Below are 20,173 nucleotides of genomic sequence, written 5' to 3' on the forward strand. Positions count from 1 at the left end.
AAAAGTGCAGTAATTGTTATTTTATTATTTAAAATCATAAAACGATTAAATCACCATTATTTATCATAGTGGTTAAATCAATACCTGTAACGCCAGTTAAAGTAATCTCAATATCAGCCACAAATGAGCCGTCATTACCTATAGCACCATTAGCATCAACTTTTACCACTGTTTTTCCACCACTATCCTCGCTCCTGATAAAACTATCCAAAGTAGAATTTGAATCATAGCCATCCAATAAATCTTTAAAATCCAACTTATCACTACCATTGGTAAAGTTATCAATGGTATCGTTACCATCAGTTGTGGCGTTATAATCAAAGGTATCAATACCAGTGCCACCACTCAAAGTATCATTACCGCCATTGCCAATAATTGTATTGTTAACACCCGCCTTAGCTGTCAAATTATCAGCACTTGAGTCACCCACCTTGAAATCATCAACCAAATTACCTGCTTTGTCTTGCAAACTATATTTTTGATCAGTGGTACTCCCATCAGCAATTTCAGACTGTTGATACTCAATTGTTATTGTATCGTTATCTTTAAAATTTGAGCTCAGGGTAAGTATTGCATTTTTACCATTATATGCCACTTTGACAACAGTAGTTGTGATGTCATTAATCTTAACCACAAAAGCGCTTGTTACATCTGAGTCACTCGTTCCTGATGTGCTGTAAACATATAAATCTTCACTAAAACCTAATGCAATTTGTTTGCTATTTGCCAATCTTGTTTGTGACTGGTATTCAGGACTTATGTTGTCAGTTGTAATTTCTTGGGAAAAATGAGAGATAGCAGTATGATCAGAATCACCATTTGTATTACCTGTGCGATCTGTTTGTCGAACTTGAATATCTTGACTGTCATAAGTTTTATTTTGCTCCAAATCAAAAGAAAACTCATCGGTTAATGAGTGACTGGTTTTACCCCCATTACCCTCTTTCCAATTATCGCCACCATCAACAGAATATTGCCAAGTTGCGTCTTTTTCGATATTGCTTACTTCAATCTCAGCACTACTGGTTATTCTATCTGAAAAATTAACACCTGTATCAAATTTAAGATTGATAGTTGCCTGAGCAACTTGAGCATCAACAGTAAATTCTTTTAATTCAGACATGTTACTCATATTACCTGATTTATCACGAATTCTAACGCCTAATTTATAAGTTTCTCCTTCTGCTGAAGTGTCAAAATTCAATGTGAGTGATGCAATTTTGTTGTCAACATCTTGAGCAGTAAGTTCGTAGATCGTTTCTAAATTCTTCCCATCATTGTAAAAAAATAAAATATCACCTGCAACAGCATTGACCTGACTATCCTTTTCAAGAGAAACTTGAATCTGCAAAGAACTGTCATCTGTTATTTGTCCAACACCCACTTCGCCAGTAGTTGTTCCTCGATCGTCTATAATGCTGACAATACTTGGCTGTAGAGGATTTACCTTGTCAATGCTGTAACTTTTCTCTACTATGGGGGCAATACTATTGCCTGCTATATCTTGTAAATTTTCCTTAATGTCGGCTTGAACCTCATAGGCTATACTGATTTCATTTGTTGCTGATGATGACATTATGTCACCTGAGAAATAAATAGATACTTTTTTATCAATAACTTCAACTCTATCTATTGCTTGCATTGATTCACTATCACCAACTTTGATAGCGAAAGACTCCTTTCTAAAAGTAGCGGGCTTTATAATGTTCTCATCAAATGTCAATGTAATCTTAGTCTCTTTCACCGTACTCTGATCATCTTCAAAAATTCTAACAAAATCTAATTCACTGTCTAACTCATAAATGGCCTTTGTGTTATCTATTTGCCAATCATTCAAATTCCTTACATTGCTTACATTGCCAGCTTCATCAGTCTGTTTCGCCCTAATAGAGCCACGGCTATAATTACCATTTTCTTCTAAATTAATCGTGAATTTACTTGCGTTACTTGCGTTATTGATCGTTATCCAATCTCTATTGTTCAAAGTATATTCCACCACCGCATCTTCTTCAATATTATCAATTACTATCGTTTTACTATTAGTGATACCGTCATCATCTCTAAACCCTGTATCATTCAAGCGCAACTCTAACCCAGTAACTTTAGTATCGTAAGTAATTAAAAACTTCTCTGACAATATCCCTAGGTTACCCACTTGATCAATAACTCTCGCTTCGAAAATATAGGTTTTATCATCTTGGTTATCGCCAGAACTTAATGATGGTAAGTTAATATTTTTATATTTATTACTAATATCATTTTCACTCAGTGTTACATACATAGAGTGAGAACCATCTTGTAATATCTGAATTTTATCGTCTGATTTTGCATCAGTGCCTTCTAAATTAACACGAATTATTATTAAACTGTTGTTGGTTGTGTCTCCATTAGCAATATTATTTTTGTCATTAGAGGTTGCTTTTTCAATCGTTACCTTTGCTGGTTTTGTATTATCTAGCGCATAGGAACTTGCTTCAATATTGGCAATAGAATTGCCTGCTTTATCTTGCAAAAAAACTATATTATTGGCTCTTGAAGAGGACAGTTTAATGTTGTTTTCACTTATATCACCTGACACATAAATCATAACTTTTTTATCGTTTATCTCAACCCTATTGATTACTTGATCTGTAAGAGAGTCTTCGCTGTCAAAACTCTGAACAATAAAGGAATTGTTACTAAAATCAGTGGGCTTGATAATCTCTTCATCAAATTTTAGCGTAATGCGAACTTCTTTCACTTTAGTGCTATCGTTACTATTATCATCTCCTAAAATTCTGACAAAATCCAATGTATCGTCTTTTTCATAGGTGGGTGCTGTATTGTCTATTTGCCATGCTTTTGTATTGTTAACACTACTCACATTGCCAGCTTTATCAGTCTGCCTCACCTGAACACTACGACTTTCGTAACTACTGTTCTCTCCCAAACTAAACGAAAAACCATTGTTATTATTAAGTGTTATCCAATCAGTATTATTTAAACTATATTCTACTGTGGCTCCATTTTCGACATTGTTAATTTCTACTATCCTATTATTGCTAATGCCGTCACTATCATCAACTCCTGTATCATTCAAGTGCAATGTCAATGCATCAACATGACTGTCATAAGTAATTAAAAACTCAGATGACAAGGTGCCTATATTACCCGATTGATCAATAACTCTTGCTGTAAAAATATAGGTTTCATCACTATTACCGCCACCTGTATTGAATTCTAACAACTCTACAACTTTGTATTTATTGTTAATATCAACTCTATCTAAGGTTACATATTGAGAATGAAAGCCATCTTCTAGTATCTGAATTTTATCACCTGATTTTGCTCTCGCATTTTCTGGCAAATTATCGGTGTTTAAATCAATACGAATACTTACTGAACGGTCATTGGTTGTTTTTCCACTACTAAGGGAATTATTGTTATTAGCGATTGCTTCTTGAATTGTTATCTTTCCTGGTTCGTCCTGATCTAATGAATAAATACTTTGGGCAATCGTAGCAATGGCATTGCCTGCTTTATCTTGCAAAGGCTGTGCGTCAACGATTAACTTATACAATAAAGTAATATTCTTTTCAGTTACATCACCTGAAATATAAATGACAACTTTTTTGCTGTCTGTGTCATCTATTTCAACCTTGCTAATTGTTTTAGATGTTTCTACTCCGTTATTAAAACCAGAGATTTCAAAAGAATCCTTATTAAAATTATCGGGAATTTCAATGTCTTCATCAAATTTTAGTGTGATGCGAACTTCTTTCACTATAGAACTATCATCATTTCCAAAAATTCTGACAAAATCCAGTTTATCGTCTTTTTCATATTTGGCCGCTGTCTTGTCAATTACCCAATTCTCCGCATTTTTTGCAATGTCATTACTCGTATTGGTATTACCTGCACCATCTGTTTGTCTGACTTTAACGCTGCCCATTTTATAAATGGCATCTTGTGCCAAATCAATCTGCGCTATGCCTTTATCATCAGCATAATTAATCTTATTACTTGCAAGTGTTTGCCATTCGTCACCACCATCTAAAATATATTCAACTTTAGCGCCTTCTTCAATATTGCCAATTATTATTGTTTTATTGCTGGTAATTTCATCCGTAGTGCTTACACCTGTGTCTTCTTTTAATGCCAGCGTTAAAGCCTCAACCTTACCATCATAGATAATTGAATACTCGTCTGCTAATTCATTCTTATTGCCTGCTTGGTCAATTATATATGCTTTAAATTTATATTCCTTATTGTCATTATCTTCACTTGAATTCAAGGGGTTTAACTCAATTTCTTTCCAGCCTTTCTCAATATCATTCTCACTCAGTGTTACATATTTAGAGTGGGTGTAGCCCGTTCCGTCATCTACTTTTATCTGAATTCTATCGTCTTTTTCTGCAATAGTATTGTTACCATTCTTTAAGGAAATGCGAATAATTGGCGTTTCATCGTTAGTTGTTTCGCCACTAGCAAGATTAATATTGTCTTCGGTAATCACTTTTTCAATCGTCACCTTTTCTGGTGCTGTGGTATCTAATGTATAAGATTGTAAAGCAATTTCGCCTTTAACATGATAATTTACCGTTTCTTTTGTTGCTGTATCTGCAGTAATTGCAAATTGAATAATGTATTCACCCTCTTGCAAATCTACATTCCATGAAATATCACGATCACTAATTTCATTATTTTTATTAATATTTTTCCAAGTTGCACCGCTGTCTACACTACCCCAAAGCTCTTCATCGCCTGACAATGCCACCTTAAGGGTTGCAGTGATAGTCTGCTGTTCGGTGTTCGTAAGAAAATCATTGTCATTCTCACCTAATGCGTCCTTATCGTTGCTAATTTTTATTCCAGCGTAGGTAATAATGCTCTTAAATTGTTCACTATAACTGCTGGGTACATCATCTTCACCTGGGTTTGTCTCTTTATCTGCTTGATTTAAACCTGCTAAAAAATCTGCTTTTACAATTTCTTTTAGCACGCCATTATCATCAATTGCCTCAACTATTGTTTTTAAAACTTCAGCAGTGTCTTTTTCGCTGTCTAATTTACCCTTGCGGTCATAGGTTTCCATGCCAGAAATACCTGATAATATATACCCCAATGCCTTGGCGTTAGTGCTGGCAGAACTGTCATAACTATCAGCATTAATTATCGCAGGTTGAGTACTACTAATGTCTACATTGTCCATTTGGAATGCTTTGTTGACCGCAGTATTGGCAGTGGCAAGACTAGCCTCTACATCATCCACATCCTTTAACTCCCCTTGACCATTGGACGCTCCATCTACTTCGCTAAATATTTTACGCACCACAATCTCAGTTAGCGGATTTACCATGACGGTAATATCTTTTGTGCCTTCTGCTTTAATAATTGCTCTAAATGAAGTGGATAAACTTTTTTCTTCATTAGTGCCTTCATCGAGATAGTCTTTTTTTCCACCACTACTGGTAACTTTGACGATTAAATACCCTGTATATTCCTTTGTAATATTGATAGAAAACGAGCCATTGTCTTCAATAGTTGCTTTATCAGAATCTACCTCTTCGTCATATTTATCATAAACTCTTAATGTTAAATCGTGCCCTTCAACCACTTGTCCAGCACTAATATTGCCTGAAACAGTAAATTTAGTTGAGCCATCGTCATCATCAGAATTATTACTTGCTACAAATGCAATGACAGCCAATGCACCTAAACCTAATGTCGTATATGAATAAAGAGAAGAACTCTCTTCTTTATACTGCTCAACAAAATCTGCTAGAGTACCGTTATCAGGAGAGTCCGCAAGAATACCTTTTAAGGCACTAGGGTCGCCGTAAAAATAAACCAATTCGGTGCCATCATCAAGCACCTTAAATTGCGCATCAGAAACATGATACAAGCCACCTTCAGAAGGTAAAGACACCACACAACCTAAAGCGCCATCTAAGCAAACTGTAAAATAATCATCGAAGATAACTGTGGTTTGATCATCCAATAGCAGCACCAAATCACTGCCTTGTTTTTTTGCCAAGACATTAAAATCTATTTCTAGCGAAGTGTCGTGCTTTTGTAAAATTACTTGATAAGCATTGCCCGATTCAACTTTAATGTGTTTGGATTGTGTCTGTTCTATAACAATGTTTTGCTGTTGAAGCGATTCTAATTTAACAGTTTTAACCGCTCTAATTACTTGCTCTTTAACTTCCACTTGTTGCTTAACTTCCATAAAATAATCCTAAATAATCCTAAATAATATCGCCCATGCTCAATAAAATAACAAGTATGCAAACACTTCACCCTAACTTAAATTTATAAAAAAAATAAGCATTAAAGAAATAATAAAAATCAATCATTATACAGTCAATCAATTCATTATTTAAAACATCTTAAAAAAATTAAAAACGCCAAAAAGCCCTGTGTAAAAGCGCCATCAAGGTTAAAATTTCCAAACGCCCAAGAAGCATAGAAAAACTCAAAATCCATTTGGCACTATCACTAATACTACTGTAATTGGCAGCCACTTTGCCCAATCCTGGACCCAGATTATTGATACTGGCAGCAGTAGCTGAAAAACTACTAACTTGATCAAGCCCTGAAAGCATTAGTGCGACCATAATAAAAACAAAGGCGATAATATACAGAGAAAAGAAGCCCCAGACCGATACTAGCGTGTTTTCAGCAACACTACGCTTATTCAGTTTGATGTTAATTTGGGCATTAGGATGGATGAATTTTTTGATTTCTTTGGCGGCAAGTTTAAACATTAGCAATATTCTAACGACTTTAATACCGCCGCCTGTTGAACCAGCGCAAGCACCCACAAAACTAGAAAAAATTAACAATACTGGCAACATAAATGCCCATGCTGAAAAATTGGCAGAAGCAAAACCCGTGGTGGTTGCCATAGAGACGCTTTGAAAGATACTGTATCTTAGTGCTTCAAAGGGGCTTTGATATTGCCCTGTGTTGATTAAGTAAAGGGATATTACCACAATCAAAAGACTTAAAAACACCACATAAGCTCTAAATTCTGAATCGTGATAATAATGATTAATATGATTGGAACGCCAAACAAAAAAATGCAGTGAAAAATTGATACCTGCTAAGAACATAAACACCACTGCAACCGACTCTACGGCAACGGAATCAAAATACCCAATAGAAGCATCATGGGTAGAAAAACCCCCTATTGCAACGGTGGCAAAACTGTGTCCAACGGCATCAAAAACATTCATTCCTGCCAAATAATACCCCAATGCACAAGCAATGGTAAAACCGATATAAATCAACCATAAAACTTTGGCAGTTTGAGCAAGTTTTGGCGTTAATCTGTCTTTGGAAATGCCACTAGATTCAGCATGGTAAAGCTCTACCCCGCTAACCCCTAACATCGGCAAAATTGCCAATGCCAAGACAATAATACCCATGCCACCGAGCCATTGAAGTTGTTGACGATAATATAGGATTGCTTTAGGCAATTCATCCAGCCCAACAATCACAGTGGCGCCCGTAGTGGTAAGCCCTGACATTGATTCAAAGAATGCATCGCTAAAGGACATTTGCAAGGCATCTGAGAGTAAAAATGGAATGGTGGCAAAGAGTGACAATACAAACCAAAAACTTACTACCACTAAAATACCTTCACGAATCCTAAACTTTTCTTTGGTATTTTTAAATTTTAACCACAACAACAACCCGCTGCCTAATGTGAGTAATAATGCGATTAAAAAAACAGCATATTGTTGCTCGGCATAAATCAAATCCACCAATATCGGCGGCAATTGCGTTAAACTAAAAATCATTAGTAACAGGCCGATGGTTTTGAATACGATATTAAGTTGCATAAGAATTAAAAATTAATGGTTAATCAAAGTACCCCTCGAACAATTCTTCTATTTGGTGAATCTTGTTAACATCACTTAACACCAAAAGTACATGGTCGTTTTCTTGAATGACCAGTGTTCTTGATGCCATTATAACTTCATCGCCACGAACAACAGAGGCAAATACAGCACCTTCGGGTAATTTAATTTCTTCAATTGATTTACCAATCACATCAGAATGGCTTTTATCGCCATGAACAATAACTTCAATGGCTTCTGCTTTCCCTTGTCGTAGAGAATGCACCATCATGGTATCGCCTTTACGAATATGTGACAAAATACCGCTGGTGGTAATTTGGTCGGGAGATATAACCATATCTACGCCATCACTTTGAGTGGCCAAATCTTTATATACATTGCGTTTAACCAAGGCGACTGTTTTATGCGCACCAAGGCGCTTTGCCAAAATTGAAACAATAACATTAATTTCATCCGAATCGGTAAGTGCCAAGAACAAATCGGTACTTTCGATCCCTTCTTCTGTTAATAGATCTTGATCAGATGCATTGCCATGCAGAACAATGGTATCTTCTAACTCATCAGCAATTTCTTTAACCCGCTGCTTGTTGAGTTCAATAATGCGAACCCGATGGTTTTTTTCTAAAAATTTGGCTAAATTCAACCCAATCAAACCACCACCAGCGATGATGATATTCTTATAAGGTCTGTCTAAACGCCTAAACTCTTTCAACACTTCAGCAACGCTGCCTTTTTTGGTAACAAAATACACTCTATCGCCGTCTTTAATAACGGTATCTCCATACGCTGGAATGGCTTCACCATTGCGATAAATAGCAACAATACGCACGCGCGTTTTGGGTAAATGTTCGTGCAATTCTTTAATAGGTCGCCCAACAATAGGCGTGCCTTTGTAGGCTTTGGTTTCTACCAATTGTATTAATCCATTGTCAAATTCAAAGATTTGTTCAGCACCCGGCTGTTCAACCATGCGTTTGATAAAATTTGTTACCAAAACTTCTGGCGTGATAACAAAATCAATGGGAATGGCGTAATCAGAAAATAATTTATCATGATATAAGTATTCAGCAGTACGAATGCGGGCGATTTTTTTACCTACATTGTAAAGCGTGTGTGCCATTTGACAAGCCAACATATTGCCTTCATCAGATTTGGTAACCGCAATCAGCATATCCATACTTCTGATTTCTGCTTGTTCTAAAATATTAGGATATGAGCCATGCCCACAAATGGTTTTAACATCTAAATGACGCGCGATATCTGATAAATTTACCTCATCTTTGTCAACAATAGTAATATCATTTTCGGTGTCTCTGCTTAAATATCGTGCAAGTGATGCGCCAACCTGTCCTGCACCTAAAATTAGAATTTTCATTTTTTATCAATCCCTAAATCTTTTAATTTACGATAGAGCGTGGTTCGTTCTAATCCAGCTAATTCTGCCACCTTGGCAATGTTGTGGTTATTTTGCGCCAAATGGTAGTTAAAATATTGTGCCTCAAAAATATTTCTGACGGTTTTAAGGGGCAAATCAAAATTAATGCCGCTAATTTTCTGCTCGTCATTGCGATTGATTTTTTCAGACAAAAATTTACGCACTAACGGCAAAATATCATGCAACGGTTTTTTCAAAAAATCAACCGCACCGAGCTTAATCGCCTTCACCACATCTTGATGTTCTGCATGACCTGACATCATTACCACTGGCATGGAAAAATCTGCCTGCATCCATTCTTCTAACAATGACATACCATCCTGTCCTGGCATCCACACATCCATCATAATCAAATCAAAAGTTTGCTCTTTAACGATAAGTTTCGCTTGTGCAGCATTGCTCGCCAAAACAACCTTGTAATTCACATCTTCTAAAGTATCTTTTATTGTTTCAGAATTAATACTTTCATCATCAATAATAAGAATATTACCAATCACCATTTATACTCTCCTATATTTTTAAGACGAACCAATTTTAAACTCAATAGTAACAATAGCCCCGTGTGGGCTTACATTACCAGCAAAAATTTGCCCATCATGTTGTTCAATAATATTTTGCACAATTGCCATTCCCAATCCACTACCCTTCTCTTTGGTAGTAACATAAGGCTCAAAAACAGACTCAAGCACCGACCCATCAAAACCATTGCCATTGTCTTTAATGCTCAAGCGGACTATACGCTCATCTGGTAAATATTGAGTGGCAATGGTAACAATCAAATCATGTGCTTCTTTGTCTGCTTCCACTGCATTTTTAACCAGGTTAATCAACACCCGAGAAATACTGTTAAAATCCAGCAATAATTCTGGCACATCGCCCGATAAATCAAACTCAATACTCACATTTTTTTGCGCATCATACAAGGCAATTGTTTGGTTAATCAAGGTATTTAAATCTATTAATTTTCGCTCAATTTGCGGGGTATTGGCATAATCAGCAAACGCACTCACCATGGCATCTATAGACTTCACTTGGTCGATAATAACACTGGTGGTTTTGTCAACAATTTCTAAATCCTTGCCATTAAGTTTTTCTAAAAACTTATTTCTTAGGCGTTGAGCTGATAATAAAATTGGCGTTAACGGGTTTTTAATTTCGTGCGCCATACGCACTGCCACGCCACCCCAAGCGGCTTTTTTCTGTGCACGATGAAGTTTAGAAATGTCTTGAATAATAATCACATAGCCCAAAGTTTTATCACTCACATCTAACACCGCCCCTTGGCAAGATAGAATAACAGACCTGTCCGGCAATGCCAATTCAATCTCTACACTCCACTCATTTTCGCCTTGATCAAAGCGGTCTTGAATGATGAAAAATAAAGGCTCAAGATAAGTATTTTTTGCAGTAATACCCTCACACAGCCCACCCACGAATTGTTGCTCATTCTTAACCCCTAATATTTTGCCAATAACAGAGTTGATGAATTGAATATCCTTGTTTCGATTGAGTCCAATCACACCAAAAGAGTATTTTAAAATCGTCTCTAAATATAAATTATGCGTACTCAATCCTTGTCGTGATTGTTGGACTTGTACTGACATTTCATTAAATTGTTCAATTAAGCGATAAATGTCTTTATTTTCTTTTTCGCCATGGGACACAAAGCCATAGTTGCCTTTGGCAATTTCTTTGGTAGCAAGTGAGAGGTTGTGCATGGGGCGCATCAGTTGGTCAATCATTCTAAATACAATCAACAGCACACTGAGAATCGTTAATAAAATAGTGGACGAAAAATCCAATAAAAAGCGTTTTTGCGTGAGGGAAGTATTAACATCAAAAGTAAGGGTACTGGCAAAAGTATAAAAATCTTTTACCTTGGCTAAAAAACGCAATAAATGCGGGTCTGTCGCATATACTGCGGTTAGATTCAGCACTTTCTTATTGAGTTTTTCGTCTAAGTAATGACTTGACATTTGCACTTGAAACAACTTCGGCTCTTCCCCGTTAAAAGCAATAAAATCTTGCTTATTCGAAAGCGATTGATTGTCCTCTACCGCACAAGTATTGCTTTGATTGAACTCCGCAATCACTTCCTCTTTTTCATTCTTCAATATCAATAAACACGCATATTTCTTCTCAATCAAACTTTGAATGAAGATTTGCATCTTATCTTTATAATCATCCGGATTTTGTTGAAACCTAGAATAACCCTCGATCTGCTGTAACAACACCTTCGTAAAATCAATATAACGGTCATCTCTAACAACCTGCAAGCCTTGATACAAAGTATTCACTTGGTCAAGAAAAATCTTATTAAAGTTATTGTAAGTATCTTCAGAACGCTCAACATTGTCCTGCACGGTTTGAAAAGAAAACATATAAAAAGAAAAAACCGGTGCAATCGTCAACAACGGAATAATTTTAATAAACGACCAAGTGAAACGCGCACCAACAACCCCATCTTTGTTGTCTTGTTGTAATTTAACAACCGCAACAAACACATAGTAACTGGCAACAATAATGGCAACAACATTATAAGACACCAGCACCCACCACCAATCTTTAATCAGATGCGGATTGAGTCCTATATACGATAAACCACTGAGCGAAATTAGAAAAACAATCGCCCAAATCCATTTATTAGCCACTCTTCTATTGGGAAAATCTTGCTTAAAAATCATTTGCTGATTATCTCATAAAAAAACCTTAATTGTTGCCAAAATACAACAAGAGGCCTTTGTATAAATATGCGGTAACGCACATTTTTCAAAACCATAGAAGTGGGTTTTTTTTGGTAGCATATCTTTTTAAAAGGGGCTTTCTTGGTTGCCATATAACAAAAAAACCCAAGTAAAAAACTTGGGTTGTTGCTGAAATTAAAAAAATCACTCACTCACTTAAAAAAATGAGTTAATGAATATCAATCAGTAGGTGCATTTGAACCCCCTCGATTTGAATCACCCCAAGCCGTGATTGAACCGTCGGACTTAAGGGCGGCAAAAGCACTATTGGTTGAATAAATCTTGATATAACCATTGTCAGTAGGTGCATCTGAGCCACCATAAGTTGAATTTTTCCAAGCTGTGATCGAACCATCGGACTTAAGGGCGGCAAAAGCACGAAGCGTTGAATAAATCTTAATATAACCACCGTCAACAGGTGCATCTGAGCCTCCATAAGTTGAGTCACCCCAAGCTGTAATTGAACCATTGGCCTTAAGGGCAGCAAAAGCACGATCAGTTGAATAAATCTTGATATAACCATTATCAACAGGTGCCCCTGAACCTCCAGAACCTGAGCCACCCCAAACTGTAATTGAGCCATTAGCCTTCAGAGCGGCAAAAGCAAAACCAGTTGAATAAATCCTGATATAGCCACTGTCAATAGGCGCACCAGAGCCTCCAGAATCTGAACTACCCCAAGCTGTAATTGAGCCATTAGCCTTAAGGGCGGCAAAAGCACGATCAGTTGAATAAATCTTGATATAACCATTGTCAAGGGGTGCACTTGAGTCTCCAGAACTTGAGTAACCCCAAGTTGTGATTGAGCCATCGGATTTAAGAGCGGCAAAGGTATGAATCGTTGAATAAATCTTAGTATAGCCGTTGCCAATAGGCGCACTTGAACCTCCATAAGCTGAACTACCCCAAGCTGCGATTGAACCATTGGCCTTAAGAGCGGCAAAAGCACGCTCAGTTGAATAAATTTTAATATAACCATTGTCAACGGGTGCGCCCGACCCCCCATAACTTGATTCCCCCCAAACGGTAATTGAACCATCAGCCTTCAGAGCAGCAAAAGCACGCTCAGTTGAATAAATCTTGACATAACCACTGCCAGTAGGGGCATCTGAGCCCCCAAAATCTGAATGACCCCAAGCCTTGATTGAGCCATCAGCTTTAAGGGCAGCAAAAGCATAAGTGGTTGAATAAATCTTGGTATAACCACTGCCGGTAGGTGGGTTTGCACCTCCATAAGTTGAATCACCCCAAACTGCAATTGAACCATCAGCTTTAAGAGTGGCAAAGGCCTTACCATTAGAAAAATTTGGCGCATTATAAAATCCACCGAAATTATTATGAACACTAGAAACATCTATTTCAGAAAAACGCCAACGCCCTACTGGCACACTGCCAATATTCTGCCAAATATGTGCATTACAAAACTCAAGTAAATTGCTAATGGTGTTATAACGAATTGCACCTATATTGTTGACATCACACTGGCTGTTACTATTACCAACTTTAATATTTCCAGTTACCGCTAAGTCACTTGCCCCTTGAAGGCTAACTTCATCACCTATTTGAGCAAAGAACGAATCGCCATCTGCTCCATCTGCTCCATTTTCACCCTTATCTCCTTTAGGGCCCACACTGCCTGTTAATCCTCGAGGGCCATCCATACCTTGATGCCCTCTAGGGCCTTCAAACCCTCTACGGCCTTGTTCGCCTTGTTCTCCTTGTTCGCCTTGTTCGCCTTGCTCTCCCTCGGTAAGCGGACCCATAACCTCTACTTCTGCTAGAGATAAGTAGTTATTACCCAATAGGTAAATTGAAACATATTGACCTCGTATACCTTCGCCTAGATCAACAACATTTACAGGATTAGGGGCAGAAGCAAAGTTTTTGGCATAAGTGGTATACACAGCTCTGGGGGGTACTGTTCTAGGAAATGTTCGTGCAGAAATAACAACTCGATAGTTACTCAGTCTCTCTTTACAACAATCAACACGGTTATAAACAATGATTTTTTTAATGAGTCTGAGAGAGCCTAAGTCAACCTGCCACCAAGCACCTTCCTCTTTCTTCGTATGAGTAGTACTCGCATTTAAGAAGTAACCATTAATATTGCCATCTACTGCTTTGTCAGAACTAGGGTTAACAGAATGTACATGTGTGCTAGATTGCGAAGTAAATCTATGATAGGCTAAATTGACATCATAGGCATAAACGGTCGCTGGTAAAACAATGAGAATTGTTAGTATTAAAGTACGGCAAAACTTCTTTCTAGTGTTAATTGAATTCATTACAAGCTCTCCTGTTTAAAAAAAATATTTATTAAGTGATTTTTGAGACCTTTGCATAAATATGGATGATGAGCAAAATTCAATTTCTGTCCAATTGGTAATTTTCTTAAATCTTGTTCCAGCAGGGCTAAGACTGGATTCAAAAAATTACTAAGTGGGTGAGAAGTGGATTCTTGATGATTGTTTATGCAAAGGTCTTTTTTTTATTCTAGTACGAAGCTGTTAATCAGTTTAACGCCATTTTTCAAAAAACAAAATGAACAATATAATACTTATAATCACCCAAATATTAGCAGTAAAAAACTGTACTAACTTACTGCCAATACTTGGGATAAGAATGGGTGCTAAATTGCTTAGTTTATTCTTGAAAATGGTATAAGATTCACTAAAGAAATAAAAATTATTCATCATACCTTAGCAATTGTGTTTTTTACGCTTATTTCAATCCAAATCTCTGGATAGGCTTCAATCAATGTTTTAAAATCACGGTTCTTTTTAAAATAAGACCTTTGTCTCAATCAACATCCACTTTACTCTTATCCATCGCATTTTTTCAGTCAAAAAATCCAACTATAACGCAAAATACTCTTTTCCAATAAAACCAAGCAAAGCCCGCCCAAAACAAATAACAAAAAAACCCTTAAATCCGCCACCCTAAAACTAAAATTCACCCAACCAAGCAGGTCAATTCTGCCACATCACCGACCGCTACAGCATTAACAAGGCACAGTTGGCACTTACAACACACCACTTTATTTCGCCATTACTTAACAATAACACAGTAAAATGGTCATTAATTATCAGTCTTAAAAACTTTATTATGAACACATTTAATCGCTTTATTATTACCGCTTTATTGACTTTATTTGCTTCGCAAGCGTTTGCCGTTGAGCCAATGGTTATAGAAATTGAAAGAACAGACGAAACTACACTTGCCATTACGCATGACCAGCCTATTAAGCAAATACATGATGGAGGGTATTACAATATACTCATAGAGATTAATAAGAAAGTGTATGTGGGTATTAGGGACAGCCATGGTAATCTTGTAGCAGATAACAGTAAAACAATAACCGCTGTTGCCCCAGATAGCGATGGCTTTGCTGTTATTTGGAAAATGACTGTACCAGAATTTATTGATATGGATCGTGACAATCTAACGACTATTGACGACATATTCATCGCTGGCCTTGGTTGGGCTAATAATTCTAATGAATATGTGTCAAGTTATTCGATTACTAACTTTTCTCTTTGTTACCAAAATTGTAGCCTCACCATCACTTCCACCAGCGCATTCTCCACCAATGAAAAAGTAAAAAGCACCACCCACACCCTCACCGCCAGCGACCCCGCCGCCACTTTCAGCATTATTGAAAACACCAGCCACTTATTCAAACTCAGTGGCACCAACAACAAAATCTTAACCTTCGATGGCACCAATACCGACTATGAAGGCAAAAGATTCTACACCGTCAAAGTCAAAGCCAGCACAGGAGATGGAGACGATAAAAACACCGAACAAACCATCACCGTTACCATTGACAATGTCCTTGAAAAAACCATCACTATCAACAACCAACAACTATCCGTTAACGAAAATTCACCCATAAATACCGATGTTGGCACCGTCAATGCCTCAGGCGAAATAACAAATTACACCATTACGGATGGCAATAACGCTGGCTTCTTTAAAATCAACGCCACCACAGGGCAAATCCAAGTGGCAGCAACAGGCTTAAATCACGAAACCATGCCAAGTTACACCCTCACTATCAAAATCACTGGCACTGATGCCGAAGATGCAAGCGCCCAAATCACCATTAACATCAACAATGTGGACGACACCGTCCAAAAGGCCATCACCCTAACAAAACACAGTATTGCACTTGGTAGAAATGCTCACACAGTCATAGGTGTCTTGTCCACATCCAATACAGAGAGTGCCAATTTAACTTACAGCGTCAATGACACTGAGAATTTTGAAATTACAGGCAATAGCCTAAAAATCAAAACAGTTACCCAAGCAACAGGCACACACCCAATCACCATTACTGTCAGTAACGGCACTCAGAATATTGCCACACAAAACTTCACTATTACCATAACCGCTGCCCTTGCTATGCCAATAGTTGAGCAGTTCACTGTTATTCAAAATGGAAACAAAGGTCGTTTAATTAGTAAAAATGGTGGCACTGTTACTGTCAGTGTCACAACAAGTGCAGAGTCTTATGTTTGGCGTTCTGAACTTGCTAATATGGAGAGTAACAGTGGCACAACTTTTGTTTTTGATCCCAGTTCTTTGGATATTGGCACTAAAACAATTAAGTTAAAAGTTACCGCTGGCGATCTGTCATCAACAAGAGTTTTGCAACTTCAATTAGTTGCCAGTTATCCTAACGATCGAGTAGATGCAAACAGTAATGGTATTGCTGATGACAAAGAAGCAAGATATAGCGGCCATGAATTTGAATTACTCGCAGGAACGAATAAAAAAATCACCAGTTTAGCAAACACCAGAATATTGCTAGGTGCCATGGGTAAAGATTCTGGACTCTTGACCCTTGAGCAAATGAAAGAATATATCCAAAATAACGAGGCGTTGACTGATAAGTCTATGGATACATTAACCACTGGTGATATTTACGACTATGTCGTTGAAGACTTAAGCGCCGCTGGCGCTTCTGCTGAAGTGATTATTGAACTCACCACCGCAACCTCTAAAAATGCAAAGTTACGCAAATATTCGCTAGTCAATGGTTGGTCTGATTTTGTGGTTGATAATAACAATACAATTCAATCCAAAACAAGCACAACTTGCACTGATAGAAACTGGCAAACTGGGTTAATCACAGGCGCAACTTGCCTTAAGTTAACCATCAAAGACGGTGGTGAAAATGACACCGATGGTGAACAGACCAGCAACACTGGTAATGCCAATGGCGTGGTTGAAAGCACCATTTCAATAGCAACACCTATTTCTATTGATGACGATGGTAATAATAGCAGTGGCAGTGGTGGTGGTTGTGTTTATAACCCTAATGCACCTGCTAGATTTGATATGGGCTTTATTTTATTAATGACATTGAGTGCTTATTATTTAATCAGAAGAAAGCGTCGTTTTATTCGTTAAGTTATTAGCCAAAAAAAAAGCCGCTATTTAGTGGCTTTTTTGTTTAGGCTTTGGATTATTTAAAGGTTAAAAACTTGAATTATTGCTAAAATACGACGAATGAGGATGATATCGAAAGACCTTTGCATAAATTATGGATGATTGGCAAAATTCAATTTTTGCCAAATTGGTAATTTTATATAACTTTCAAAAAAATGGTATTTAAGCACAATTATCTCAAGCAAAATCCGTCCAAAACAAATAACAAAAAAACCTAAAATCCGCCACCCTAAAACTCAAATTCACCCTCAACCAAGCAGGCCAATTCTACCACATCATCGCCTGCTACGGCATTAACAACAGCACAGTTGGCACTTACCAGCACACCAATTTCTTTTGCCATTAATTATCAATAACACAGTAAAATAGTTATTAATTATCAGTCTAGGAATTTATTATGAACATATTTAATCGCTTTATTGTTACCACTTTATTGGTTTTGTTTGCTTCGCAGGCATTTGCCTATAGACCAGAGATTGCAAAAGTTGAAAGAATAGACAGCAAGACAATTCTTATTACCTTTGACCAACCCGTTGAGCCACTTCCGTTTTTTGACGCAACAGTGGGGGTAAAACTATATTCTGACACTACATACTACTTAGGCACTAGCAATTCTGGTCGCACTTATCCTTCAGAATTCATAAATCCTGTTAATAATTACAGTCAACAGATGAAAATCACACTTGAAGACGATAGCTTTAGATTAGCTGATGCTAGCGGTAAAACTTCAGTAACCGCATACCTAATTGACATTTACGTTAAAAATGCAATAGATCAATCCAATACAGATATCCACATTAAAGATCTTGTTCTTGCTTTTAATCATAGCTTCACCATAACTTCCACCAACACATTCTCCATCAATGAAAAAGTAAAAAGCGCCACCCACACCCTCACCGCCAGCAACCCCATTGCCACTTTCAGCATTATTGAAAACACCAGCCACTTATTCAAACTCAGTGGCACCAACAACAAAATCTTAACCTTCGATGGCACCAATACCGACTATGAAGGCAAAAGATTCTACACCGTCAAAGTCAAAGCCAGCACAGGAGACGGAGATGATAAAAACACCGAACAAACCATCACCGTTACCATTGACAATGTCCTTGAAAAAACCATCACTATCAACAACCAACAACTATCCGTTAACGAAAATTCACCCATAAATACCGATGTTGGCACCGTTAATGCCTCAGGTGAAATAACAAATTACACCATTACAGATGGCAATAACGCTGGCTTCTTTAAAATCAACGCCACCACAGGGCAAATCCAAGTGGCAGCAACAGGCTTAAATCACGAAACCATGCCAAGTTATACCCTCACTATCAAAATCACTGGCACTGATGCCGAAGATGCAAGCGCCCAAATCACCATTAACATCAACAATGTGGACGACACCGTCCAAAAGGCCATCACCCTAACAAAACACAGTATTGCACTTGGTAGAAATGCTCACACAGTCATAGGTGTCTTGTCCACATCCAATACAGAGAGTGCCAATTTAACTTACAGCGTCAATGACACTGAGAATTTTGAAATTACAGGCAATAGCCTAAAAATCAAAACAGTTACCCAGGCAACAGGCACACACCCAATCACTATTACTGTCAGTAACGGCACTCAGAATATTGCCACACAAAACTTCACTATTACCATAACCGCTGCCCTTGCTATGCCAATAGTTGAGCAGTTCACTGTCATTCAAAATGGAAACAAAGGTCGTTTAATTAGTAAAAATGGTGGCACTGTTACTGTCAGTGTCACAACAAGTGCAGAGTCTTATGTTTGGCGTTCTGAACTTGCTAATATGGAGAGTAACAGTGGCACAACTTTTGTTTTTGATCCCAGTTCTTTGGATATTGGCACTAAAACAATTAAGTTAAAAGTTACCGCTGGCGATCTGTCATCAACAAGAGTTTTGCAACTTCAATTAGTTGCCAGTTATCCTAACGATCGAGTAGATGTAAACAGTAATGGTATTGCTGATGACAAAGAAGCAAGATATAGCGGCCATGAATTTGAATTACTCGCAGGAACGAATAAAAAAATCACCAGTTTAGCAAACACCAGAATATTGCTAGGTGCCATGGGCAAAGATTCTGGACTCTTGACCCTTGAACAAATGAAAGAATATATCCAAAATAACGAGGCGTTGACTGATAAGTCTATGGATACATTAACCACTGGTGATATTTACGACTATGTCGTTGAAGGCTTAAGCACCGCTGGCGCTTCTGCTGAAGTGATTATTGAACTCACCACCGCAACCTCTAAAAATGCAAAGTTACGCAAATATTCGCTAGTCAATGGTTGGTCTGATTTTGTGGTTGATAATAACAATACAATTCAATCCAAAACAAGCACAACTTGCACTGATAGAAACTGGCAAACTGGGTTAATCACAGGCGCAACTTGCCTTAAGTTAACCATCAAAGACGGTGGTGAAAATGACACCGATGGTGAACAAACTGGCAACACTGGTAATGCCAATGGCGTGGTTGAAAGCACCATTTCAATAGCGACACCTATTTCTATTGATGACGATGGTAGTAATAGCAGTGGCGGTAGTGGTGGTGGTTGTGTTTATAACCCTAATGCACCTGCTAGATTTGATATGGGCTTTATTTTATTAATGACATTGAGTGCTTATTATTTAATCAGAAGAAAGCGCCGTTTTATTCGTTAAG

Annotated in this window: 8 protein-coding genes; 2 read left to right on the forward strand and 6 right to left on the reverse strand. The window is 37.5% G+C overall.

The window, feature by feature from the left end:
* Positions 1-34: 34 nt before the first annotated feature.
* The 6 genes from MS2017_RS07510 to MS2017_RS07540 all read right to left on the reverse strand — a co-directional run bounded on the left by MS2017_RS07510 (position 35) and on the right by MS2017_RS07540 (position 14,311).
* Positions 35-6,211 (reverse strand): calcium-binding protein, encoded by a 6,177-nt coding sequence (locus MS2017_RS07510; RefSeq protein WP_122951798.1) that lies wholly within the window; start codon positions 6,209-6,211, stop codon positions 35-37.
* Positions 6,212-6,380: 169 nt separating this feature from the next.
* A complete protein-coding gene (locus MS2017_RS07515) occupies positions 6,381-7,829 on the reverse strand; it encodes a TrkH family potassium uptake protein (RefSeq protein WP_071563532.1) in 1,449 nt (482 codons plus the stop codon).
* 19 nt (positions 7,830-7,848) lie between these two features.
* Positions 7,849-9,222 carry a Trk system potassium transporter TrkA gene (trkA, locus tag MS2017_RS07520; RefSeq protein WP_071563531.1) on the reverse strand — a complete coding sequence of 458 codons (1,374 nt, stop codon included), beginning with the start codon at positions 9,220-9,222 and terminating at the stop codon, positions 7,849-7,851.
* The gene (locus MS2017_RS07525) at positions 9,219-9,782 is read right to left on the reverse strand and encodes a response regulator (protein WP_071563530.1); all 564 of its coding nucleotides are present in this window, start codon (positions 9,780-9,782) and stop codon (positions 9,219-9,221) included. The genes trkA and MS2017_RS07525 overlap by 4 nt, the downstream gene beginning before the upstream one ends.
* 18 nt (positions 9,783-9,800) lie before the next feature.
* The gene (locus MS2017_RS07530) at positions 9,801-11,966 is read right to left on the reverse strand and encodes a sensor histidine kinase (RefSeq protein WP_122951799.1); all 2,166 of its coding nucleotides are present in this window, start codon (positions 11,964-11,966) and stop codon (positions 9,801-9,803) included.
* Between the two features lie 239 nt (positions 11,967-12,205).
* Positions 12,206-14,311 (reverse strand): galactose-binding domain-containing protein, encoded by a 2,106-nt coding sequence (locus MS2017_RS07540; protein ID WP_122951801.1) that lies wholly within the window; start codon positions 14,309-14,311, stop codon positions 12,206-12,208.
* Positions 14,312-15,131: 820 nt separating this feature from the next.
* Here MS2017_RS07540 and MS2017_RS07545 point away from each other — a divergent pair.
* Positions 15,132-17,441 carry a cadherin repeat domain-containing protein gene (locus tag MS2017_RS07545; RefSeq protein ID WP_122951802.1) on the forward strand — a complete coding sequence of 770 codons (2,310 nt, stop codon included), beginning with the start codon at positions 15,132-15,134 and terminating at the stop codon, positions 17,439-17,441.
* A 436-nt stretch (positions 17,442-17,877) separates the two neighbouring features.
* Positions 17,878-20,172 (forward strand): cadherin repeat domain-containing protein, encoded by a 2,295-nt coding sequence (locus MS2017_RS07550; protein ID WP_122951803.1) that lies wholly within the window; start codon positions 17,878-17,880, stop codon positions 20,170-20,172.
* Position 20,173: the final 1 nt, after the last annotated feature.

The sequence above is a fragment of the Bathymodiolus thermophilus thioautotrophic gill symbiont genome, assembly GCF_003711265.1.
Classification (GTDB): Bacteria; Pseudomonadota; Gammaproteobacteria; order PS1; family Pseudothioglobaceae; genus Thiodubiliella.